Consider the following 21,856-nt stretch of genomic DNA (forward strand, 5'->3'; position numbering starts at 1 on the left):
CATACGAAAATACATAATATTGAAATATCTCAGCACTATTGGCTTGTACTTTATTTTCATTTTTTCGAAAAAAAACGGTTTAAATGAAAAGATAAAAAGCCATTCTGAGAAATAAAAATAATAAATTTTCTCGGAAAGGCATTGTGAGGTGTTGCTGTTCCAGGTTCGGTTCCGTATGAAAGTAGCCCCTTCACGAGGCTGTGTCTTTCAGCGGAAAGAGCGTTTTTTCCGTCTGGCAGCGCGTGTGTCAGTCGAGCAGCGAGTGTTCCAATGTCTTTGAATTCCGTCGTCGAGAGCGTGACCGCCCGGATCATCGAGCGTTCGAAAGTCTCCCGTCGCCGTTATCTTGCTCTGATGGAGCGAAACCGGGCCAAAGGCGTCTCCCGCCCACGCCTGGCTTGCGGAAACCTCGCTCACGCCATTGCCGCGGCTGCGTCTGACAAGCCGGAGCTTATGCGTCCGGCCAGCACGAACCTCGGGATTGTGACGACCTACAACGACATGCTGTCGGCGCATCAGCCGTATGGACGTTACCCGGACCAGATGAAGCTGTTCGCCCGCGAAGTTGGTGCAACTGCTCAGATCGCCGGTGGTGCGCCAGCAATGTGTGATGGCGTGACGCAGGGACAGGAGGGAATGGAGCTTTCCCTGTTCTCCCGTGACGTTATTGCCATGTCTACGGCTGTCGGCCTGAGCCACGGCATGTTCGAAGGTGTCGCGCTTCTGGGGATCTGTGACAAGATTGTCCCGGGCCTGCTGATGGGCGCACTGCGCTTCGGACATCTGCCGACAATGCTGATCCCGGCCGGCCCTATGCCGTCAGGCCTTCCTAACAAGGAAAAGCAGCGGATCCGTCAGCTCTATGTGCAGGGCAAGGTCGGGCAGGACCGTCTGATGGAAGCGGAAAACGCCTCCTACCATAGCGCCGGCACATGCACCTTCTACGGCACGGCCAATACGAACCAGATGATGGTTGAGATCATGGGTCTCATGATGCCGGATTCTGCGTTCATCAATCCGAACACGCCGCTTCGGCAGGCCATGACGCGCGCAAGCGTCCACCGTCTGGCGGAAATCAGCCTGAATGGTGAAGATGTCCGCCCACTGGCGCAGTGTGTCGATGAAAAGGCCATTGTGAATGCGGCAGTCGGCTTGCTGGCAACCGGCGGTTCGACCAATCACACCATTCACCTGCCTGCCATTGCTCGAGCTGCTGGTATCATCATTGACTGGGAAGATCTGAGCCGCCTCTCAGCCGCAATTCCGCTGATGACGCGCGTTTACCCCAGTGGCTCTGAGGACGTGAACGCCTTCAATCATGTGGGTGGTATGCCGACACTGATTGCTGAGCTTTCCCGTGCCGGCCTTCTGCACACGGACATCATGACGGTCTCGCGCGGCGGATTTGCCGATTATGCCTGCCGTGCCAGCCTGCAGGATGACGAAGTCGTTTACACGCATGCCAAGCCATCGCTGGACCGTGACATTCTCCGGGACGTCAAAGAGCCATTCAAGGCTGATGGTGGTATCAAGCTCATGCAGGGCAATGTCGGTCGTGGCATCTATAAAAGCAGTGCCATTGCTGAAGAGTTTCTGACCATTGAAGCCCCGGCGCGTGTTTTCCATGACCAGCATGATGTCGCCACGGCGTTTCAGAATGGTGAACTTGAGCGGGATGTCGTTGTTGTTGTGCGGTTCCAGGGGCCGGAAGCCAACGGGATGCCGGAACTGCACAAACTGACGCCAACGCTCGGCGTGTTGCAGGATCGGGGCTACAAGGTGGCTCTCCTGACAGACGGACGGATGTCAGGTGCGAGTGGTAAGGTGCCTGCTGCCATTCACGTCGGCCCGGAAGCTCAGGTCGGGGGCCCGATTGCCCGCGTTCGGGATGGTGACCTGATCCGGGTTTGTGCCGTAACGGGGCAGATTGAGGTTCTCGTCGATCCGGCAGAATGGGAGGCACGCGAACCTGTTGCGCCGCCGCCGCCTGCTCTCGGAACTGGGCGTGAGTTGTTTGCCCTCATGCGTTCAGTGCATGATCCGGCCGAAACCGGCGCATCCGCCATGCTGGCCCAAATGGATCAGGTAATCGAAGCCGTTGGCGACGCCATTCACTAAGGACCAAATTTCATGACTGATACTGCCAAACTTGATGCTGTCATGACCCGCTGCCCGGTTATTCCGGTGCTGGTGGTCAATGATGTTGCACAGGCTCGTCCCTTGGCTGAAGCGCTGGTCGCTGGTGGCCTGACCACTCTGGAAGTGACGCTGCGGACGCCTTGTGCGCTTGAAGTGATCGAGGAAATGTCCAAGGTGGACGGTGCGTTTGTTGGTGCCGGCACTGTGTTGAACCCGACGGATCTGGAGCGTGCAGTCAAGGCTGGCTCCCGCTTTATCGTGAGCCCTGGCTTAACCGCACCGCTGGCTGACGCTGCCCGCGACCATGACATGCCTTTCCTTCCGGGCGTCGCAAATGCTGGTGACATCATGCGCGGTCTGGATCTGGGCCTGACACGCTTCAAGTTCTTCCCGGCTGTGACCAATGGTGGCATTCCGGCGCTGAAGAGCTTGGCCAGTGTATTCGGCAATGTCCGCTTCTGCCCGACAGGCGGCATCACTGAAGGGAGCGCTCCCGACTGGCTGGCACTTCCTTCCGTATCCTGTGTTGGCGGATCGTGGATTACGGCAGGTGAGTTCGACGCAAAGACGGTGACGCAGCGTGCTACGGCTGCTGCTCTTTTGCGCCAGAGCTAAGATCCCTTGTAAATTTTTCGCTCCATTGAAAACAGGAAGGCGGTCTGGAAGTGATCCGGATCGCCTTTCTTTTTTTTCATTGAGGGCCTGTTTCTCTGCTTGAGAACGGATAAAGAACATTCCCAGAAGAAGAGGGGATGGAATTTATGAATATCTTTGCAGGAAAAGGGGTTACGGCCCTTTCCGCTAACGTCCGAATCGGATCATAAGAACCCGTGACTGGACGTTCTCATCTCCTGATTGGCGGATTTGCTGTTTTGTGTGCGATGCGCTGGCATGTCCTGTCACCCGAGCCTTTTTCGATCTGCACAGGGTTGCTGGGTAGCCTGCTTCCAGACATTGATACGGAGCGCTCCATGCTTGGGGCCCGGGTCAAATTTCTGTCCCGTTTTCTGGCGCGGACGTTTGGTCATCGTGGGATGACGCATTCCGGCGTTGTGTTGCTTTTGATCGCTGCTCTGGTTGGGGCTTTTATGGGGGAAGGTGCGCTGCGAGGCCCGATTGGCGCTCTTCTACTGGGCGTTGCCACCCACATTGCGGCTGACCTGCCAACCGGTGGTTGCCAGCTTCTGGCACCTCTTAGCCGGTCCAGACTGTCTTTCTGGCCCTATGTCCGCACGGGCGGTCTGGGCGAGATCATGCTTCTTCTGCCTACTCTTTTTCTATTAGGGTGGGCAGGGTTCGCGGGACGTGATCCATTTGGTGGTCACGCTCCTTACGTCGTGCATCACCAGCGGTTGCACGGACATGTTTTGAAGGATATTGCATTTCCATCATGACTGAGACCCGACTCCCCGTCCGTCGCGCCCTTCTCTCCGTTTCTGACAAGACGGGACTGATTGAACTGGGGCGCGCACTTGCCGCCCACGGTGCAGAACTGCTTTCGACGGGGGGCTCGGCAAGGGCGCTGCGTGAGGCGGGTCTGACTGTCAAAGATGTTTCAGAACATACGGGCTTCCCCGAAATTCTTGACGGTCGTGTCAAGACGCTGGTTCCGCAGGTTCATGGCGGCATTCTTGCACGTCGTGACCTTCCGGCTCATCTGAGCCAGATGGAAGAGCACGGCATCGTGCCAATCGATCTGGTCTGCGTTAACCTGTATCCATTCGCCGCTACGGTTGCATCCGGCGCGGGCGATGAAGACTGTATCGAGAATATCGATATTGGCGGCCCGGCTATGATCCGTGCTGCGGCCAAGAACTTCGATCATGTCACGATCCTGACGTCTCCTCAGCAATACGGTGATTTCGTTCAGTCTCTGGACGCGGGTGGAACGTATTTGAGCGAGCGTCGTGATTATGCCGGTGCTGCGTATGCCCATACGGCGTCTTATGACGGGATGATCTCCCGTTGGTTCGCGGAGCGTGCGGGCGAATTGTTGCCTCCTGTTCTTACGCTCAGTGGCTCCCGCGACGAGCTTCTGCGTTATGGTGAAAACCCACATCAGAAAGCTGCTTTCTATCGTGATGGCAGCACACGGGCAGGTATTGCGACGGCTCGCCAGGTGCAGGGCAAAGCGCTGAGCTACAACAATCTGAATGACACAGACGCAGCGTTCGAGGCTGTTGCTGAGTTTGATGCGCCGACTGTTGTGATCGTCAAACACGCTAATCCATGCGGTGTGGCGTCTGCTGAAACGCTGGAACAGGCATGGATCGCGGCACTGCGTTGTGATCCGGTTTCGGCATTTGGTGGCATCGTGGCTGTGAACAGAACGCTGGATGCAGAAACTGCTCAACGTATCAGTGCGATTTTCACGGAAGTGATTGTTGCCCCGGATGCGGACGGACAGGCTATTGAAATTCTTTCTCGCAAGAAGAACCTGCGTCTGTTGCTCACTGGCGGAATGCCGGACCCGGAAGCTGAAGGTCTGGCTTTTCGCTCTGTCGCCGGTGGTTTTCTGGCGCAAAGCCGGGATGCAGGCCGCGTCCTTGAGAGCGATCTAAAGGTCGTCACCAAACGCGCGCCCACGGAAAAAGAGATGAAAGATCTCCTGTTCGCGTTCCGAGTGGCCAAGCACGTGAAATCCAACGCGGTCATTTATGTTCGCAACAATGCGACTGTCGGGATTGGGGCGGGGCAGATGTCTCGTGTGGATAGCGCGCGCATTGCTGCTCGCAAGAGCGAAGATGCTGCAAATGTTGCGGGTGAGACTGCCCCGTTGACCAAGGGATCTGTGGCGGCATCGGATGCGTTTTTCCCGTTCGCAGATGGTCTTGAGAGTGTTGTTGCTGCTGGTGCTGTGGCTGTGATTCAGCCCGGTGGCTCAATTCGCGATCAGGAGGTGATCGACGCTGCCGATGCAGCTGGAATCGCCATGGTCTTCACTGGCATGAGGCATTTCCGGCATTGAAACCTTTCGCTCTCGCAAGCCTGCTTCTGGCTTTCTCCGCCCCGATGGTCGCCGCGGCCGCGCCATGTCTGTATGACATGTCACCGCTGCCCGTCACGAAGGGGATTGTTTCCCGTATTACGCCAACAGGCGTGATGCTGCGTGATGGAACGACTGTCATTCTTCCAGAAGAGCTTCTGGCAGGTGTACGTCTGGCACAGCCTCTTGCTGTGAGAGGACTTGTGGCAGCTTCGTCCCATACGGTGCAGGCCTTTGCGCTTGATGGAACGCCGCCGGTTTGTCCGGCGCCAGCAGCGGTTACGCGAGGGCCATTTCCTGGTTCTCCCGGATACGATCACATTCAGAACTGAGTTTGATACGCGGCTTCTTGGAAAAGGGCCGCGTATAAACCTTTTCTTTACGCCTGCCGTGGCACTCTTCTCTCCGGTTGTTTCACCGGGTGTAGGAGGGCTTGTCATTGTCGCAGATTTTGCCCGTAGCAAAGCCCGCGATAGCGCTTGGTGGCAGCGTCTTTCCTGTTGGTGCACAGCTTGCTTCCAAAGAACGATTTCAGGATTTTCTGAAAAGCTACGTTCACGAGAAGACACAGCCGCCTGACGCCAAGGCTGTTTCCAGCAAAAATACTCCTCCGTCGTCCGGTGAAAAAAATACCCAGACGGCTAGAGTATCTGAAGGCGGCCCAGGCCCCCGTGTTTCAACGGAAAACTGCGGAGAGCCTCGAAGCTTAAAATCTTCGAGCTCGGCTACAAAGGTCTCCGCACAGCCTGTTCAGTCGAGCTCGCTTCCAGAGAAATTTGAGAAAACATTGAGTGCGGCCAAGGGTGTTCAACGTCCCTCGGGAGTATCGGCTCAGAAGATTTCTATGGGTCCCTCTACAGAGGAAGTTACAGAAACGTCTTTGCCCGCGCTGCAAAATGATAACGTATCCGCACCAGGGAAGACGGATGAACCTGGTTCGGGCGAACGCGCTGAGCTGCCTACACAGTGCGTTTCGGATCTAGAAGACGATAGCACTCAAAGTTCGGTATCTGAGCCTTCTCTCAGTGTCGCTTCGTTCAATTTCGAAACGAAACCCGCGACAGATCAGCTTGAAGTAAGCGAAGACCTGCAAGTTTCTGAAACAGAGAGTGCAGGGGTGGTCTCTCTTGCGTTGGTAGAAAATGTTGATGTTGCGCCAGCACCGATTGCTGAGGTCCCGGGGTTATTCCTGGAACTTTCGACCTCGAAATTGCAGAACTCTGATTCCGGACATAATAGCCTTCTAACACCGACGCAGGACGAGGCGCATCAGTCAGCTTTGAACGGCCCTGTCATCACGCACCAGGCAACAGGTCAGCACCTCAATACCCAGATTGAAATGTCCTTAGAGCGTGAAGGCAAAATCCGCATGTCTGTTGAGGAAGACAAGGACGGGGGACGTCACATCCACATTGTGGCTGAAAACTCGGATGCGCTGCGAAGTCTTTCAACAAATAAAGAGAGCTTATTGTCCTCACTGAATCAGAGCACTTTTCCTGTCTCAGCAGACCGGACTGCAATATCCACAGAAGTTACGTTTGATTTTCTGGGATCTTTCTCTCAAGACCATCCCAGAAGTTCTGATCGGGAAGGCAGTCAGCAACGATCGCCCGCTGTTGGTGGTTCTTCCGAGGTCTCATCTGAAGATCTTAATGAGAGAGCCTCCGTATTTCCTCGAAAAATTTTACGCGGTGTTGTTGATCTGACCGCATAAAGGACGCTTGTTTTATGGTCTCTTCTGTTAATTCATCATCGCTTCTCAGCCACGCTGTTTCGGCAGCCAAGTCTAGTGCATCATCACAAACGTCTGGTGCAGCCACATCTACGGCGAGTAGTGCCGGTAGTGCTGCGCTGTCCTCCATGGCGGGAAATTTTAATCAGTTCCTGACGCTTCTGACTACTCAACTTCAGCATCAAGACCCGAGTAATCCAAGCAGTACCGACAGTTTCACAAGTGAGTTGGCGCAGTTCGCAGGTGTGCAGCAACAGGTTGAGACGAACACCAATCTTACCAGCCTGATTTCTGCTACTCAGGACGCGCAGATTACGTCTGGTGTCGCTCTTGTGGGTAAAACAACCACGGCCACAACTGCTTCGTTGCCCTTACAGAATGGCAACGCGAGCATGACATTTACGGCGCAGCAAGCCGGACCTGTAGCCATTGCAGTTACCGATGCCAGCGGTCAGGTCGTCAAGACCGACACGATGACGGCGACTGCGGGGACGAACTCCTGGTCATGGGATGGTATTGATAGCAGTGGAACAAAAATGTCTGACGGTCAGTACTTTGTTGCTGTCGAAGGGACTGGAACAAGTGGGGAAACGGCGTCTTTTCCAACAACGGTTTCCGGTACGGTAACAGGTCTGACGCGGACATCGAGTGGTATCAATGTACAAATGGGAAGTGCAACAGTGCCGCTGAGTGACTTGGATGGATTTTCGGGAGTCTGAACGACGAGCGGGGGAAATTCTGTCGTTTTAAGCGGACGTTAACCTTTCCTGTCCACAATACCTGTCAGTAATTGCAGCAGGACAGGGTGAACGCACATGTGGGCAGGGCTTGAGGCACCTCCTGGAAAAGCTTGTACGCAGATGACCGCATGGTGGGCGCATAAGTGAAGGCTCTTCTCACAAATCTGAAGCAGCTTGGCCTCCCGCGTCTGGCTGCCCTGGGTGCAGTGGGTGTGGCTCTGCTTGTGCTTCTCGGAGTTTTGGTCATGCATGGTGCAAACTCTGCTACCGGGCTGCTTTACAGAGATCTCGATCCCAGAGAAGCCGGTGAAATCGTAGATCAGCTTGCTAAGGCCCATATCGTTTATCGCCTGCAGGATCAGGGGGCGACGATTATGGTCCCTGATGATGAGGTTGCTAAGGCGCGCCTTCTTCTCGCAAAAAGTGGACTGCCGTCGGGCGGCTCGGTCGGGTACGAGATTTTCGATAAGGGAAACAGTTTTACAGCGACGCAGTTTGAGCAAACAATCAATGAAACGCGTGCGCTGGAGGGAGAATTGGAACGGTCAATCCGTCTGATTCACGGTGTTCGTAATGCGCGTGTTCATCTTGTACTGCGCCACAGAGAACTCTTTTCGACGAACGAACAGGGAGCTCAGGCGAGTGTGCTTCTTTCCATGGAAGGTGCGCGCCGTTTGGATGAGGAGAGTATTGCGGCGGTCGTTAACCTGGTTTCCGCAGCCGTACCGGGTTTGGAGGCACAGAATATCTCGCTTGTCGACAATCGCGGGCATGTCCTGCTGCGGCAAGGCGCGGGAAGTGTCGATGGTAATCAAACGGCGGAAATGCAACGGCAGGCGCTGGAGCAACGCATCGCTCGTGAAGTTGAGGATATGTTGGGAGCTTCTGTTGGCATAGGGCATGTGCGGGTGGAAGCGACCGTAGCGATGAATAATGATCGTGTGCGGGAAACTCAGGAAAGTTACGATCCTGACCAGCAGGTTCTTCGTTCTCAGCAAACCAAAAACGACAAAAGTATAAATACACAAGGAACAGCGAATACGACGGTTGGAAACAACCTGCCGAACGCTAACGCTGGTCAGCCGCAGAACGGCAGTCAAAGCAGCAGGCAGGAGCAGACGGATAATTACGAGATTGGCAAGAAGGTTCGGACCCTGGTGCAGGATCAGCCTCGAATTGCTCGCATCAGCGTTGCTGTCATGGTCGATGGAGCCGCCCAGACGGATGTGAAAGGTCAGCATGCCTGGCAACCACGGAATACTCAGGAACTGGATAGGCTAACGGCTCTGACCAAGACGGCCATTGGTTTCGATCAGGCTCGTGGCGATGTTGTGACCGTAATGTCGATGCAGTTTTCTGATCTCGAAGCGGCAATGCCTGCACCACAGCAGCCTTTTCTAAAGGGTTTCCTGAGCCGCTCGAATGAGATGGAAGCCGTTCGTTTCGGTATTTTTGCTCTGTGTCTTTTGATGGTGCTCTTCTTTGTTGTGCGGCCCCTGCTACGCCCCGCTGGGGGCGGGGTTACGGCAGGAAATGTTCTTTCTGGTGAAAGTCGCGGCGCTGTTTCCATGCCTGAGTTAGGAGGTGCACTAGCATCTGAGACTGGAAACCCTACTGTTCTTTTGCCTGCTCCATATGATGCCACAGCCCCTCTAACGGAGAGTGATGAAGAAACAATCGCTGTGAGTGGCGTTTCCGGCCGTATTCGAGCTTCTTCTGTTCAGAGGGTTGTTGATCTCGTCGAAACGCATCCTGCGGAAAGCATTGCACTGATGCGCAATTGGCTGATGCCGAGACAGGAAGGGCACTGAAAATGATTGGATTGGAAAAATCTGTCACGGGTGCGCAGAAATCCGCAATTTTAATGATGGCATTAGGAGAAGAAAACTGCGCTCGCTTGTTTGAGCAGATGCATGAAGAAGAAATTCGAGAGATTTCTGCCGCCATGTCTCAGCTTGGAATGGTCTCTGCAGAAACTGTTGAAAGTGTCTGTCACGAATTTAGTCGGAGCCTTGGGTCTTCAGAAGTCTTGATCGGGGATATCGAGACAACAGAACGATTGCTCAAAAATACGCTCCCCGCTGGGCGAGCCGCAGCCATCATGGAAGAAATTCGTGGTCCTGCCGGGCGAACTATGTGGGACAAACTCGGAAACGTTTCAGAGGTAGTACTCGCGAACTATTTAAAAAATGAATATCCACAAACTGTCGCTGTTATTCTCAGTAGAATCAAAGCTGCACATTCTGCGAAAGTATTAGCTCTGCTTCCAGAAGAATTTTCGCTCGATGTTATGACGCGAATGCTCAAAATGGAGAATGTGCAGAAAGGTGTTCTGCATAGTGTAGAGCAGACGTTGAGATCTGAATTTGTCTCTAATCTCCCTCGTGGCTCACATAGAGACAGCCATGAAGTCCTCGCAGATATCTTCAATAACTTTGATCGAAGACTTGAAGCGCGCTTTATGACGGCCCTGGATGAGCGCAGTCATGATGATGCGGAACGAATTAAGAGCCTTATGTTTACTTTTGAGGAGTTGGCTCAGGTCCCTGTAGAGGGTCTCATGGTGTTGCTCAATCAGATCGCCCGAGAAAGTTTGCCAATAGCTCTCAAAGGCGCAAGCGACAAACTGCGAAGTGCATTCCTCGCTGCAATGTCTGAGCGTGCAGGGCGCATTCTGATAGATGAAGTTGAGGCATTGGGGCCTGTGCGCGTTAAGGACGTTGACGCGGCCCAGAGTGATATTCTTCTTGTTGCGAAAGTTCTGCTTGATCGTGGGGAAATTGAACTCCTGGACCAAGAGCAGGCTGCGAATGAGATGCTTGTATGATCATGACTGACTATGACCGTCGTGTTCACGTTTCTAAGGCTCTTTATGCTGAAGATTTTGACGTTCCTGCTTTGCCGACTGTCGAACCAGAGTCAGCTTCAGAAATGTGTCCCGTAGAAGTAAATACACCTGAGATCTATACTGAAGAAGATTTGGATCGTGCCCGGAGGCAGGAAAAGGAGCGTGTATCTGCATTAGAACGCAGTTATTATGAAAAAGAAAAATCTGAATGGAAGAATTGCGTTGAGAGAAATTCTTTGAATGTTCTAAAAAAAATTTCGGATCAGGTAAACCAGTGCGCACTTCAAGCGGCCGAAGATGTTGCACACGCTATTTTCTCTTATTTGGCTAAAATTTTTCCAACCCTCCTGGAGAGTTACGGTCCAAGAGAACGGGATGCCTTGGTTGATAAAATCATGCCGACGCTCCGGGCAGCCGCGCGCGTCAGAATAGAAGCTAAATCTCAGGAACTTCAGTATTTATTAACGCTGTGTGAGCGAGAAGGAGTGGAAGTGATTGATTGTCGTGCAGATGACACTTTGTCTTCGGGAGACTTTCGAATTTCCTGGTCGACGGGAAAGGCCAGCCGAGAGGCAGGAAGCCTGGTGCAGGAAATTTTGAAGGTATTTTCTTTGGATAAAATTTCACCTGCCGTTAGCGCGGAATAATTGAAATGCCTGATACACAGAATAACTTCGATCTTGATGACGTCGAGGCAGTATCGGCGCAGTCTGTAGAACCGCCACGCTTCGCTCATGATCTGGAAGCGATCTACGATATCCCGGTAACGGTAAGTGCAGTTCTGGGACGTGCGAATATGCAGGTAAGCCAGTTATTACGTTTGGGTCGTGGGGCCGTTGTGGAGCTTGATCGTAAGGTCGGTGATTCGATCGACATTCTTGTGAATAATCGTCTGATAGCCCGTGGTGAAGTGGTGATGGTTGATGAAAACCGACTTGGGGTAACCATGACGGAAATCATCAAATCTGGAAAAGTTAAAAACTGAAAAATTTCCGAATATTTAACTTATAGGAATGTATTTTTCCTGAGTTAAAAATTTAATCAGGTAAGGTTATTATTATGAATACATCAGAAGGGGCTCTTTCTTCCATTGTGAAAAAGACCACTCTCTCTGGTTATTTTCAGAAATTTCCTTTGCCTGTCTGGTTGCGAGGAGGGCAGCGTTGGTTGCCAGGCACCGATGTCGGACTGGCATTGGCTGTTGCGGTATTGCTTTCAATCCTCGTCTTGCCGCTTCCGACATTCATTCTGGATGTGGGGCTTGCGCTCTCAGTGACGGCGTCTGTGCTCGTTTTGATGGTTGCCTTGTTTTTGACGCGACCACTCGACTTCACCTCCTTCCCCACATTGCTCCTCCTTACAACACTGCTCCGTTTGTCGTTGGAGGTTGCGACGACCAGACTCATCCTTAGTCATGGCTATGAGGGGATGTATGCAGCAGGTCATGTCGTAGCTGCTTTCGGGGGCTTCCTCATGGGAGGTGACGTCGTAATCGGCGCGATCCTGTTTGCAATCCTTCTGGTTGTGAATTTCATGGTAATCACTAAAGGATCAGGTCGTATTGCCGAAGTGGCAGCACGATTTTCCCTGGATGCCATGCCTGGAAAGCAGATGGCGATTGATGCTGAACTATCCTCTGGCGCCATCAGTGACAAAATTGCTCGTCAACGTCGCAAAGAACTTCAAGAAGAAAGCGGGTTTTATGGAGCGATGGATGGTGCGGCCAAGTTCGTTCGTGGAGATGCAATCGCAAGTCTGATTATTACGGCAATCAATATCGTCGGGGGGTTGGCAATCGGCATTGGGCGTCATGGAATGTCTGTGGCGGATGCAGCTTCTGCTTTTACGACTTTGACGATTGGCGATGGTCTGGTGTCGCAAATTCCTGCTCTGCTGGTCTCTACGGCCTCGGGTATTGTGGTGACTAAGGGAGGGACAGAAGGAGCAGCAGACGTGGCTTTGGTACGGCAACTTGGGGGTAATCCCAAACCGCTGGCTCTGGCTGCTGGCTCTGCGGCTGTTCTTTCATTAATGCCCGGTCTGCCAACGCTTCCTTTTCTTGGGTTGGCGGCTCTTGCAGGAGGAGGAGCATGGTTGCGGTACCGCTCTCCGGTTACGGATCAAGATGCTGAAGAGGATGCCGTTAGCCTTCCTGAAAATACGCAACCCGGTGAGCCTCCTCTTACTGAGAGCTTACGCATCGATTTGTTGCGTTTGGAATTGGGATTCAATTTACTTTCAATCGCGAGCGGCGATGGCGCGCGTTTGACAGAGCAAATCAAGGTTCTCAGGAGAACAATTGCAGGAGAAATGGGGTTTATTTTACCTCCAGTTCGTATTCAGGACAATTTACAGCTATCGTCCAATGCCTATTCTGTAAAAATTAAAGAAATCGAAATTGGGCATGGGGAAGTACAGATCAGCAGGCTTCTGGCAATGAATCCTAAGGGCGGATTACCGGATTTGCGTGGCGAAGAAACACGAGAGCCCGCATTTAATCTCCCGGCCTTGTGGATTGATCAAAGCGAACGAGAGAACGCGATAATCAAAGGTTATACTGTTGTTGATCCCGCGAGTGTTATTATTACCCATCTCACTGAGCTGGTCCGGGAAAACATGGCAGACCTTCTCTCTTACTCCGAAACACAGAAACTTCTGGATGAAATGCCGCGTGATCAGCAAAAACTGATTGTCGATCTCATTCCGTCTCAAGTGTCAGTAAGTGTTGTTCAGAGAGTGCTACAAAGTCTTCTGGCTGAGCAGATTTCAATTCGAGATCTGTCGGGTATTTTAGAGGCGCTTCAGGAAGGCTGTGGGCAAGGTCTGAAATCTGTTGTGGCGTTGACCTCACATGTCCGTAGTCGTCTGGCGCGTCAGATCAGTTTCGCTGTGACCGGGCCGAAAGGTTATATTCCTGTTCTGACACTCAGCCCCGATTGGGAAGTTGTATTTTCAGAAAATATGATCGGCCCTGCGGATGATCGTCAGTTAGCGCTCCCTCCCTCTCGCCTTAACGAATTTGTAGGAAAGCTGAGGCACGCTCTGGATATGGCTTTGGGGCAAGGTGAAAACCCGGTTATTCTTGTCGCCGGGGGGATGCGTCGTCCCATGCGAATGATTGTGGAGCGTATCCGTCCTTCGACAATGGTGCTCTCGCAGACAGAAATTTCTACTCGCGCAAAGATACGGACCGTTGGGGTAATCCAGTAAAAACGCGAGAGATCATGTCCTCATGTATTGAAAGCGGCGACTGCAGTTCGAGAAATCCGGGCTTACCTCGGACTCTTCGATCGCTTATGGTCTCGGGTCATTGCTTAAGGAAATGTACTGACCATGCGTGTTGCACTGATCCAGATGGCTCCTTCGGCTGACCGGGAGGCAAATATTTCCCAGGCTCAGCGTCTCGTCGCGGATGCTGTAAAAGCTCGAAACCCTGCGCTGGTCGTTTTGCCAGAGGTGTGGAGTTGTCTAGGCGGGACAGCCGAGACAAAGCATGCAAATGCTGAGAGACTGCCTACTCCAGGAGAGCAGGGCGGCCCTCTGTACGAGGCTTTGCGTGCGATGGCGAAGGAGCATGGGATCTGGGTTCATGGTGGCTCGATTGGGGAGATCGTGTCGGGTGAGGGTAAAAACAAGTTGGCGAATACGTCGCTGATTTTTGACCCTCAAGGTAATGAGTGCGGTCGCTACAGGAAAATTCACCTTTTTGATGTGGTGACGCCGAATGGTGAGGGCTATCGGGAGAGCGATAGTTATGTGCCGGGTGACAGTGTGGAGGTCGTGGACATCTCGGGCGTCCCGACTGGTCTTGCCATCTGTTACGACCTGCGATTTGCTGAACTGTTTCTCGCATTGCGGGCAGCCGATGTGGCGATGATCATCTTGCCTGCTGCGTTTACACAGCAGACAGGGGAAGCTCATTGGGAAATCCTGATCCGGGCACGTGCGATAGAGGCGCAGGCATGGGTTATTGCTTGCGGTACAGCCGGTTGGCACACGGATGCTGCTGGAAACGAGCGTCAAACGTATGGGCACTCCATGATTGTGAATCCCTGGGGCGAGGTTGTTCTGAAACTGGGGGGTGAAGCCGCGTGGGGAACTGCCGATCTCGATTTTGATCAGGTGCGTCAAGTGCGTGAGCGTATGCCCATTCAGGCAAACAGGCAGTTGATCTAACCCTCATGAAAATTGCTTTTGTAGCGGCGTCAACAGATGTCGCCCAGGATGCGCTTGCTGTTCTGGTTGCCCGGTATGGCAATGTGCCGCTCGAGAACGCGGATGTAGCTGTCAGTCTTGGGGGCGACGGCTTCATGCTTGAAACGCTTCATCGTGTTCTTGGACTTGAACTGGCTGTGTACGGCATGAATTACGGGACCATCGGGTTCCTCATGAACACGCCAAATGAAGATAATCTTCCGGAACGCCTGTTAAATGCGCAGCCTTCGTTACTGCATCCGTTGCATATGACAGCGAGAACAGTCAGTGGGGAGGTTTTCGAAGCACGCGCGTTCAATGACGTGTTCCTGTTTCGGCAGACACGTCAGACATCCCGTATTCGCATTGAAGTCGATGGGCGGGTCAGATTGGAAGAGTTGATCTGTGATGGCGTGATCGTCGCGACCCCTGCGGGATCGACGGCATATAATCTTTCGGCACATGGGCCTATTGTGCCGTTAAGCGCTAACATATTGCCCCTGACGCCGATTTCTGCTTTCCGGCCCAGGCGCTGGCGGGGTGCCCTTTTGCCATCGTCAGCCGTGGTCAGGCTGACTTTGATGGATACAGACAAACGACCAACAGCTGCAGTGGCAGATTTTAAAGAAATTCGTGATGTCGCGGAGGTCATCGTAAAAGAGGACCGTAAGCTGCATGCCACGGTCCTCTTCGATCCAGATCATGGACTGTCCGAGCGTATTATTGCCGAGCAGTTTCTGGAGTAGCTCTTTTTACAGGATTGGTGTCAGCAAGGGTTTCCCGTCAAAGTGGGCGACGAGATTATCCACCATCAGGTTGCCCATGATGGTCCGTGTTTCTACGGTTGCTGAGGCCTGGTGAGCTTGTAGGACCGTATTGTCCAGCGTGAAAAATGCTGGATTGATATTTGGTTCATTCTGGAACACGTCCAGTCCGGCGCCTACAATTCGCTTTTCTTGCAAAGCTGAAAGCAAAGCCGCCTCATCAACAACTGATCCGCGGGCAATGTTGATGAGGACGCCATCTGGCCCGAGAGCTTCAAGAATTTCCGCGTCAACCATATTGGCTGAGCGAGGGCCTCCCGAGACTGCCAGAACGAGAATATCGCTCCATTCAGCCAGTTTCTTCAGATCACTTTCGAAGCGTACGGCGCTTTCAGGACGTGGCTTCGAATTGAAATAGGCAAGTTCCATGCCGAATGCTGCTGCACGGTGGGCGATGGCTTGCCCGATCTGACCAAAACCCGCGATGCCCATCCGTTTTCCGGTCACACTTCGGGAAAGTGGGAGAGAGTTTTTGGACCACTCACCAGAGCGAACAAAGCGGTCATTCAAGACCGTATCGCGCATCACGGACAGGGTCAGAACAATGGCCATGTCTGCAACGTCATCGGTGAGCGTGCCAAGCGTTGTGGCAACACCAATTTTGCGACGGCGTGCTTCTTCAAGATCGATCTGATCTGTGCCAACGCCATTGACAGCGATGACTTCCAGCGCGGGGAGTGCGTCCATGATGGGGCGTGGAAGTCCTGAACCTCCCCCTGTAGCAACTCCCCGGATTTTATCTGCTATTGGCTTGAGCTGATCGAGATCACTATATTCGTGCAGGTTAAAATGCTCTGCAAGTCGCGCGACGATCCCGGCTGGGAATGGGTCGATCATGAGCAGGTCAGGTTTGGAAGACAAGGCAGTTCTCCTGTTGATCAGTGACGGGAGGGGAGGGCGTCGAGCTCTTTGTCCGCAAGGGCGCGGCATGCTTGTTCAACGTCGTTCCAGGTGACTGTAAAGCCACTCTCTGGGCCATAATAAGGGTCATCGACGTCTTCACCCTCTCGGCCAGGAATGTGGTCAAGCATAAGGGAAAGGCGTGCCCTGCTATCCGCAGGCTGTATATTCTGCAGGTGAGTCAGGTGTGAGTGATCGAGAGCAATGATGTGGTCAAAGCGGTAGAAGTCATCTTCGCAGACCAGGCGTGATCTGAGTGCCGAAGCATCCAGGCCATGTCGACTTGCCACCTTGCAGGCTCTCGGATCAGGGGGATACCCGAGGTGCCAATGGCCGATTGCTGCAGAATCAATATCGAGTTCAAGCTGTCGCCTTGCAGCCTCTCGGCGCATGGCGAGTTCAGCGAGTGGGGAACGGCAGATATTGCCAGTGCAGACAAACAGAAAGCTACTTAAGCGCCGGTTAACCATATAAAGAATGCCATTGTTGCAATGGAGGTGAGTGTTCCGAAAAACAGGACGGAAGCGATTTCGCGTTCCAGAACGTGATACCGCATTGCCAGAATAACGTTGATGGAGGCACTTGGGATCGCCATCGTCAACACACTTTCCTGAAGGGCCTGCGGCGGAAGGTGCCATGCGCGTGCCAGAGCATAGATTATGCCTGGAATGACAATGTTGCGGATCCCCACAATTGTGCCCACCAGAGGACTGAAACGGACCTGTCGCGTAAATAACACCACGCCGGATGCGAACAGGGCCGCTCCTCCGGTCGTATGGCCAAGCAGAAGAAAAGATCCCTTCAGAAAGACGGGCAGGAAAGCGCCAGCGCTGACCAAAACAAGAGCTAACAAGGGCACCCAGACCACGGGTTCGCGGCATGAATGAAGCAGGTGTCCAACCAGCTCTCTGAATTCGTTACGTGTTTCCGTGGCAGTGTCGCGAGCCGATTGATTGCCGTGGTCGTGACCCATCAGAATAAGGGTGATGGGCAACTGGATCAGATTCATGGCCAAGGCGGCGATAGAAATCGGTACACCGCTGGCGGCCCCGAAAATCTGCCCCAAGACGGGAATACCAATAAACGGGACCGAAGGCCCGGTGATTGTCATGGCAATAATTGCGGCTTCGCTCAGCCGGCGCTTCAGTGCAAAACGGAATACGCTGAAAACGGCGGCATATCCGCCCACCATCGCCAAAAGTATGAGCGCCGCTACCGGGCCAGCAGATAGCACCTGAGCTTTGGGCGTGCTCAGAATGGAGACGAAGAGTTCGAGCGGAAGAGCATAGAGCATGACAAGTCGCGTCAGAACGCCTGCCTGCTGGGCATCGAAATCTTTACGGTATGCGGCGAAATAGCCGAAGCCCAGTGTGACCAGAATGGGCAAAATAGCCTGGATGATCGTGAGCAGCAGGTTGGGCGAAGAGGTCATGAGATGCTCATAAAAAGTCTGATGTTCCAGGTGGCGCTACCTTCTTTCGTAATGACATCGTTATCATCCGTCCATCCCCGGCTCTGGAAGCGATTGACCGAAGGGAGAGGGTGATGTCTTTGTAGGATGCTTCTGATTCAATTCATGCCCTGGGCGACCCATGCAATCCATTTTTGACACCTTGCTCAGTTTCATCCTGATGCTGCTGGGCTTCATCGTTGCGGCTGTAGCCTTTGTGGAGGTTTCCACACGTGCTGTGCTGAGTAGTATCGGAGTACATGGGCAGTTTCAGACAGTCCTTTTATTCTGCCTGTTGTGTGCTCTGATTGTTTTGGCATTTCGCATTTTTGGACGGTTACTGGCGGTGCTTCTGACAGCGGCCATCGTCGTATATTTATTGCATGCGCTTCTTGGCATTCCTCACAACATTCCCGCCAGGGGCACGGCGCAGGATAAGGCAATTACGCTGTGAAGTTGTGGTGTCCGCGAGAGGAATAGACTTCTCCAACAAAATCATAGCCTTGCGTTTTAATACAGATCTTATGTCAGCACGCAAAATCAATGACTTAGAGGGAAATTGTAAAACAATGACCCCCTCAGTCTAAGCCATTCCGCCTAACCAGCTGAAATTCCTAGCAAACAAAATTTCATTTCAGAATTCATTTGACGTAGCTCGTTATGTTCTCTTTCTGTTCTCGCCTAGTAGGAGGAGAACATGGCGTATCAAGGCGACCGCACGACAGGTTTCGCATCACCGGCAGCCGACAATATCGAGGGCACCATCGACTTGATGGCGGCCGTCCTGGATCTGCGTCAGCCAAGCCGTTATCCCGTTCGCGTCGAAGGTGATGCCTTGGTCGGACGAGGAATCAAGCATGGCGATATCCTGGTGGTCGATTCTGCCTTAGCTCCACGAGCAGGTGTCGTCGTGATAGCCAGCGTCGGAGATGAGCTGCGCGTCTGCGAGCTGACACAGCGTCCCGATGGCTGGTGGCTTCGTCCGTCAGGAGCCACCAAACCTGTGCAAGTCGATGATGACACCGACGTCTCAATCTGGGCTGTGGCAACCGGCCTTGTCCGCACAGACGTCTGATGCCTGTCTTTGGGCTCATCGATGGCAACTCATTTTACTGTTCGTGCCAGCGGGCTTTTGAGCCGCGCCTGAAGCGCAAGCCGGTCGTGGTTCTCAGCAATAATGACGGGTGTGCTATAGCCAGAACACGTGAAGCCAAAAGCCTTGGGATCAAGATGGGCGATCCCTGGCACTTCGCTCGTAAACGCCCTGAAGCTCGGCCGGTCGTGTGGTACTCGTCCAATTATGCCCTGTATGCCGATATGTCCCGCCGGATGTACGAGGTTCTTCAGGCCCGCGTTCCTACTGTCGAGCCCTACTCGATCGATGAGATGTTCCTCGATCTGACAAGCCTACCAGGTGACTTGTATCAGCGCTGCAAGGATATCAGGGGAGCTGTCTGGCAAGAGGCGAAAATTCCGACCTGCGTTGGGTGGGGACCAACAAAGACGATCGCCAAGCTGGCGAATGGTCTGGCAAAGGATCACGCGCGCCTCGAAGGGCTATGTGACCTGACAGACCCGCGCATCCGGGCCGAATGGTACGCTGTCACCAGCATCGAAGAGGTCTGGGGGATTGGAAGGCAGACTGTAAAGAAACTGCAGTCGACGGGTGTTGAGACAGTGGCAGATTTTGTGTCACTGGACCCAAAATCAATCCGGAATTTTCTGACTGTCGTGGGCGCGCGCGTCCAGGCGGAACTGCGTGGACAGTCGTGCCTTGCGCTTTCGGATGTTTCGTCCAGTCGGAAAAGCATTGCCTCGACACGGACCTTTGGCCGCTTGCTGACAGAATGGTCCGAGATCCGCGAAGCCGTTGCTCATTATGCGGCCAGGGCAGCAGAGAAGCTGCGCGCCGAGCATCTGGAATCCGCTCACCTCTCTGTTCTTATCCAGACCAATCCTCATAATGGAGATCCCTGGTACGCGAAGCATGTGGGTGCCGCCATTGAGCCCACGTCTGACACTAGAGATCTGATCCGATATGCCACGCAGTTTGCAGAAGCTGTTTGGCTTCCATCCTATCGCTATTTCAAAGCAGGAGTGATCCTGACAGACCTTAGACCGGCAGGAGAGCAGTCTCAGCTTTTTTCAATGCGGGAGCCGAAAGTTTCATCGGCTGCTATGGCCGCCATGGATGCGATCAACGCACGATTTGGGTCGGGCATCATCCGCCCGTCTTCCACGGGACTGAGTCGAACTTGGCGTCCCAGGGCATCATTGCTTTCTGGTCGCTATACAACCCGTCTCAGTGAAATTGTGAATGTGCGAAGTTGGTAGGTTTATAATGTCCGGTTCCGCCTACATTCCAGCCATTCGGACGGCATTATATATCCCATCACGGGCAGCCTCGTCCTCTCTTGAAACTAAAGATATTAAGTATAAATGAACTATTTTTTGGATAAATTTGTAGACTGCGATCAGGAAAGGTTACCTGATCGCATATAACTTCGAGATTATATTCCATTCACAGAGAATATCTCATTAATGAAATTAATGAGATATTCTCTTCGTTTTTCGGGGGATAAAAAATAGTCGCAAACTCTGTCTTCTTCATCTGTATCGCCGTCGGCATCAACCGTCCTCAATACCCACTCATACCAAGTTAATGAAGCGCCTTCAGGTCGTAGAATAATACATGATGAACCATGAGAATTACTCAATGGAGGTTTCAACCAATAAGTTGCAATGCGTTTTTCAGAGTCGACATGCGGGTGACTTAATTCAAGAATGCTATTTTTAGAATTTTCTATACGAAGAACTACGTCGGAAATTTCCGGAAAATCATGAACATGTAATCCGTTTTTTCGTGATACGAATTTAATCCATCCCACCAAGGATTCGGTATATTTAGGAATTACCGCAGTCAAAAAATCATCATTTCCAACACTGTTATTGGGTATTTCCCATCCGCTTGGGCGGGGCTTATCAACGAGAACTCGTTTGAGTTCATTTAACCATTGCGTAACCACATCAGGTAAATCCTGCTCTCCATTTGCCCATCGCCGGACAGTTGTCGGATGAGTGTTTAAAATCTCTGCCAGACCACGCTGTGACCAATGAAGAGCCGTGAGCGCTTCAGCGAATTCCTGTTTTGTCATCATCAAAAGTTACTCCTCTCGATTGCCTGAGCTTTTTTGCTCTCGACGTGTGCATTGTGCGCACAAATAGGATTAGCTGTCCAGCAATAAATTATCCAGGAATTTTGTCTAATATTTCGTTGACGCATTGGACGTTCGCTGTTGAAGCAGAAATTCCGTTCACCCCCCGTTATCGACCATGACATGCTCGGACCTGATCACGCAGGCCCATGTAATCTCCTATCCAGCGGACTACCTGTATTTGTGTGTCTCCTTGAATCTCCCTGGCCAATTCTTTTTGGTCCGCGTTTGAATAAGAAACAATGGTGGGACAGGGCACATAGCGGACAGAGGTACAACTTGTCAGGGCGAGCCCGAGAACAATCCACTTCATGCGTTGCCTCTGTTTAATCTCGCCAAGATATCGGTCTCAGTTGCTGGTTTATCCGCTTCAGCCTGAGCCATGACTAAAGCCCGATCGAGAGCGCCTTGCGCATCTTTCACGTCCTGATCAGCCGTATCGGCTTTCTCCGATTTGCCCCCGGCTTTATAGAGCCCGAGGGCCGACGCCACGCCCACAAGGAGCATGACGCCAAGAATCGCCAGATTGGCGGTACTCACTGAGCAGGCACCTCTGTCGCTGCCTGAACGGCCGGACCGGCAGCGATGACACGCTCCAGTTCCGTGGCACCTTCCAGCGTTTTAGTCAGAGCAGCATCGAAGGCCGTGATATCGACATGCTCGGCCAGCTTCGACATGGAGGCCGCCAGAACACCCTGGAGCACGAGACCGCCGACGCTGATGCCCTGCTGGACCAAGGGTGTATCAGCCTTGCCGAGAGACTGGTTCACAAGACCTTCAAGGGCGGTAACAGAACTAAAAGCCATTGGTGTTTCTTCCATAAAAAAA

23 protein-coding genes are annotated in these 21,856 nt (G+C 52.8%); 17 read left to right on the plus strand and 6 right to left on the minus strand.

Annotation, left to right across the window (positions count from 1 at the left end):
• Window positions 1–270 precede the first annotated feature (270 nt).
• The 14 genes from edd to KP708_RS04740 all read left to right on the plus strand — a co-directional run bounded on the left by edd (window position 271) and on the right by KP708_RS04740 (window position 15,385).
• Complete coding sequence (gene edd, locus KP708_RS04675; protein ID WP_215750624.1) at window positions 271–2,118, plus strand: phosphogluconate dehydratase; 1,848 nt, start codon at window positions 271–273, stop codon at window positions 2,116–2,118.
• 12 nt (window positions 2,119–2,130) lie between these two features.
• Complete coding sequence (gene eda / locus KP708_RS04680; protein WP_202207747.1) at window positions 2,131–2,754, plus strand: bifunctional 4-hydroxy-2-oxoglutarate aldolase/2-dehydro-3-deoxy-phosphogluconate aldolase; 624 nt, start codon at window positions 2,131–2,133, stop codon at window positions 2,752–2,754.
• Window positions 2,755–2,969: 215 nt separating this feature from the next.
• Complete coding sequence (locus KP708_RS04685; protein WP_215750625.1) at window positions 2,970–3,533, plus strand: metal-dependent hydrolase; 564 nt, start codon at window positions 2,970–2,972, stop codon at window positions 3,531–3,533.
• Window positions 3,530–5,107, plus strand: a complete 1,578-nt coding sequence (gene purH / locus KP708_RS04690) for a bifunctional phosphoribosylaminoimidazolecarboxamide formyltransferase/IMP cyclohydrolase (protein WP_215750627.1) — start codon at window positions 3,530–3,532, stop codon at window positions 5,105–5,107. Before KP708_RS04685 ends, purH begins: the two co-directional genes overlap by 4 nt.
• On the plus strand, window positions 5,104–5,457 hold the full coding sequence (locus KP708_RS04695; protein WP_215750629.1) for a hypothetical protein: 354 nt from the start codon (window positions 5,104–5,106) through the stop codon (window positions 5,455–5,457). The genes purH and KP708_RS04695 overlap by 4 nt, the downstream gene beginning before the upstream one ends.
• A gap of 107 nt (window positions 5,458–5,564) precedes the next feature.
• Window positions 5,565–6,839 (plus strand): hypothetical protein, encoded by a 1,275-nt coding sequence (locus KP708_RS04700; RefSeq protein ID WP_215750631.1) that lies wholly within the window; start codon window positions 5,565–5,567, stop codon window positions 6,837–6,839.
• Between the two features lie 14 nt (window positions 6,840–6,853).
• Complete coding sequence (locus KP708_RS04705) at window positions 6,854–7,576, plus strand: flagellar hook assembly protein FlgD (protein ID WP_215750633.1); 723 nt, start codon at window positions 6,854–6,856, stop codon at window positions 7,574–7,576.
• A gap of 164 nt (window positions 7,577–7,740) precedes the next feature.
• Entirely contained in the window at window positions 7,741–9,408 is a 1,668-nt protein-coding gene (gene fliF, locus KP708_RS04710) for a flagellar basal-body MS-ring/collar protein FliF (protein WP_215750635.1), read from the plus strand.
• A 2-nt stretch (window positions 9,409–9,410) separates the two neighbouring features.
• Window positions 9,411–10,424: a flagellar motor switch protein FliG gene (locus tag KP708_RS04715; RefSeq protein ID WP_202207740.1), complete on the plus strand. Its 1,014-nt coding sequence runs from the start codon at window positions 9,411–9,413 to the stop codon at window positions 10,422–10,424.
• A gap of 2 nt (window positions 10,425–10,426) precedes the next feature.
• Window positions 10,427–11,092 (plus strand): hypothetical protein, encoded by a 666-nt coding sequence (locus KP708_RS04720; protein ID WP_215750637.1) that lies wholly within the window; start codon window positions 10,427–10,429, stop codon window positions 11,090–11,092.
• 5 nt (window positions 11,093–11,097) lie between these two features.
• Entirely contained in the window at window positions 11,098–11,430 is a 333-nt protein-coding gene (gene fliN / locus KP708_RS04725; protein ID WP_202207738.1) for a flagellar motor switch protein FliN, read from the plus strand.
• A gap of 74 nt (window positions 11,431–11,504) precedes the next feature.
• A complete protein-coding gene (gene flhA / locus KP708_RS04730; RefSeq protein WP_215750639.1) occupies window positions 11,505–13,655 on the plus strand; it encodes a flagellar biosynthesis protein FlhA in 2,151 nt (716 codons plus the stop codon).
• Window positions 13,656–13,778: 123 nt separating this feature from the next.
• Window positions 13,779–14,621 carry a carbon-nitrogen hydrolase family protein gene (locus KP708_RS04735; RefSeq protein ID WP_215750641.1) on the plus strand — a complete coding sequence of 281 codons (843 nt, stop codon included), beginning with the start codon at window positions 13,779–13,781 and terminating at the stop codon, window positions 14,619–14,621.
• Window positions 14,622–14,626: 5 nt separating this feature from the next.
• Window positions 14,627–15,385 carry an NAD kinase gene (locus KP708_RS04740; protein ID WP_202207735.1) on the plus strand — a complete coding sequence of 253 codons (759 nt, stop codon included), beginning with the start codon at window positions 14,627–14,629 and terminating at the stop codon, window positions 15,383–15,385.
• A 6-nt stretch (window positions 15,386–15,391) separates the two neighbouring features.
• Here the strand turns inward: KP708_RS04740 and KP708_RS04745 are convergent, their stop codons facing one another.
• Genes KP708_RS04745 through KP708_RS04755 form a run of 3 tightly spaced genes read right to left on the minus strand, consistent with a single transcriptional unit; the run spans window position 15,392 to window position 17,795 of the window.
• Window positions 15,392–16,324, minus strand: coding sequence for a 2-hydroxyacid dehydrogenase (locus tag KP708_RS04745; RefSeq protein ID WP_215750643.1), 933 nt, complete (start codon window positions 16,322–16,324; stop codon window positions 15,392–15,394).
• A gap of 17 nt (window positions 16,325–16,341) precedes the next feature.
• Window positions 16,342–16,833, minus strand: coding sequence for a low molecular weight protein-tyrosine-phosphatase (locus KP708_RS04750; protein WP_202207733.1), 492 nt, complete (start codon window positions 16,831–16,833; stop codon window positions 16,342–16,344).
• Window positions 16,815–17,795: an AEC family transporter gene (locus tag KP708_RS04755; protein ID WP_215750644.1), complete on the minus strand. Its 981-nt coding sequence runs from the start codon at window positions 17,793–17,795 to the stop codon at window positions 16,815–16,817. The genes KP708_RS04750 and KP708_RS04755 overlap by 19 nt, the downstream gene beginning before the upstream one ends.
• A gap of 160 nt (window positions 17,796–17,955) precedes the next feature.
• Between KP708_RS04755 and KP708_RS04760 the strand changes: the two genes are divergently transcribed.
• The 3 genes from KP708_RS04760 (at window position 17,956) to KP708_RS04770 (ending at window position 20,147) form a co-directional block, all read left to right on the plus strand.
• Window positions 17,956–18,267: a hypothetical protein gene (locus KP708_RS04760; protein ID WP_215750645.1), complete on the plus strand. Its 312-nt coding sequence runs from the start codon at window positions 17,956–17,958 to the stop codon at window positions 18,265–18,267.
• Between the two features lie 243 nt (window positions 18,268–18,510).
• Window positions 18,511–18,888, plus strand: a complete 378-nt coding sequence (locus KP708_RS04765; protein WP_215750646.1) for a LexA family transcriptional regulator — start codon at window positions 18,511–18,513, stop codon at window positions 18,886–18,888.
• The gene (locus KP708_RS04770) at window positions 18,888–20,147 is read left to right on the plus strand and encodes a Y-family DNA polymerase (RefSeq protein ID WP_215750647.1); all 1,260 of its coding nucleotides are present in this window, start codon (window positions 18,888–18,890) and stop codon (window positions 20,145–20,147) included. The genes KP708_RS04765 and KP708_RS04770 overlap by 1 nt, the downstream gene beginning before the upstream one ends.
• Before the next feature lie 176 nt (window positions 20,148–20,323).
• Here the strand turns inward: KP708_RS04770 and KP708_RS04775 are convergent, their stop codons facing one another.
• The 3 genes from KP708_RS04775 to KP708_RS04785 all read right to left on the minus strand — a co-directional run bounded on the left by KP708_RS04775 (window position 20,324) and on the right by KP708_RS04785 (window position 21,834).
• Entirely contained in the window at window positions 20,324–20,971 is a 648-nt protein-coding gene (locus KP708_RS04775; protein ID WP_215750648.1) for a DNA-binding transcriptional regulator, read from the minus strand.
• Between the two features lie 366 nt (window positions 20,972–21,337).
• Window positions 21,338–21,568 carry a hypothetical protein gene (locus KP708_RS04780; protein ID WP_215750649.1) on the minus strand — a complete coding sequence of 77 codons (231 nt, stop codon included), beginning with the start codon at window positions 21,566–21,568 and terminating at the stop codon, window positions 21,338–21,340.
• Window positions 21,565–21,834, minus strand: coding sequence for a hypothetical protein (locus tag KP708_RS04785; protein WP_215750650.1), 270 nt, complete (start codon window positions 21,832–21,834; stop codon window positions 21,565–21,567). Before KP708_RS04785 ends, KP708_RS04780 begins: the two co-directional genes overlap by 4 nt.
• Window positions 21,835–21,856 lie beyond the last annotated feature (22 nt).

Source organism: Gluconobacter sp. P5H9_a (genome assembly GCF_018812085.1).
In the GTDB taxonomy this organism is placed as follows: Bacteria; Pseudomonadota; Alphaproteobacteria; order Acetobacterales; family Acetobacteraceae; genus Gluconobacter.

Coding starts and splice junctions, on each gene's coding strand:
- edd (WP_215750624.1), top strand. CDS start 271: ATGTCTTTGAATTCCGTCGTCGAGAGCGTGACCGCCCGGATCATCGAG.
- eda (WP_202207747.1), top strand. CDS start 2,131: ATGACTGATACTGCCAAACTTGATGCTGTCATGACCCGCTGCCCGGTT.
- purH (WP_215750627.1), top strand. CDS start 3,530: ATGACTGAGACCCGACTCCCCGTCCGTCGCGCCCTTCTCTCCGTTTCT.
- KP708_RS04705 (WP_215750633.1), top strand. CDS start 6,854: ATGGTCTCTTCTGTTAATTCATCATCGCTTCTCAGCCACGCTGTTTCG.
- KP708_RS04715 (WP_202207740.1), top strand. CDS start 9,411: ATGATTGGATTGGAAAAATCTGTCACGGGTGCGCAGAAATCCGCAATT.
- KP708_RS04720 (WP_215750637.1), top strand. CDS start 10,427: ATGACTGACTATGACCGTCGTGTTCACGTTTCTAAGGCTCTTTATGCT.
- fliN (WP_202207738.1), top strand. CDS start 11,098: ATGCCTGATACACAGAATAACTTCGATCTTGATGACGTCGAGGCAGTA.
- flhA (WP_215750639.1), top strand. CDS start 11,505: ATGAATACATCAGAAGGGGCTCTTTCTTCCATTGTGAAAAAGACCACT.
- KP708_RS04735 (WP_215750641.1), top strand. CDS start 13,779: ATGCGTGTTGCACTGATCCAGATGGCTCCTTCGGCTGACCGGGAGGCA.
- KP708_RS04740 (WP_202207735.1), top strand. CDS start 14,627: ATGAAAATTGCTTTTGTAGCGGCGTCAACAGATGTCGCCCAGGATGCG.
- KP708_RS04750 (WP_202207733.1), bottom strand. CDS start 16,833: ATGGTTAACCGGCGCTTAAGTAGCTTTCTGTTTGTCTGCACTGGCAAT.
- KP708_RS04755 (WP_215750644.1), bottom strand. CDS start 17,795: ATGACCTCTTCGCCCAACCTGCTGCTCACGATCATCCAGGCTATTTTG.
- KP708_RS04760 (WP_215750645.1), top strand. CDS start 17,956: ATGCAATCCATTTTTGACACCTTGCTCAGTTTCATCCTGATGCTGCTG.
- KP708_RS04765 (WP_215750646.1), top strand. CDS start 18,511: ATGGCGTATCAAGGCGACCGCACGACAGGTTTCGCATCACCGGCAGCC.
- KP708_RS04770 (WP_215750647.1), top strand. CDS start 18,888: ATGCCTGTCTTTGGGCTCATCGATGGCAACTCATTTTACTGTTCGTGC.
- KP708_RS04775 (WP_215750648.1), bottom strand. CDS start 20,971: ATGATGACAAAACAGGAATTCGCTGAAGCGCTCACGGCTCTTCATTGG.
- KP708_RS04785 (WP_215750650.1), bottom strand. CDS start 21,834: ATGGCTTTTAGTTCTGTTACCGCCCTTGAAGGTCTTGTGAACCAGTCT.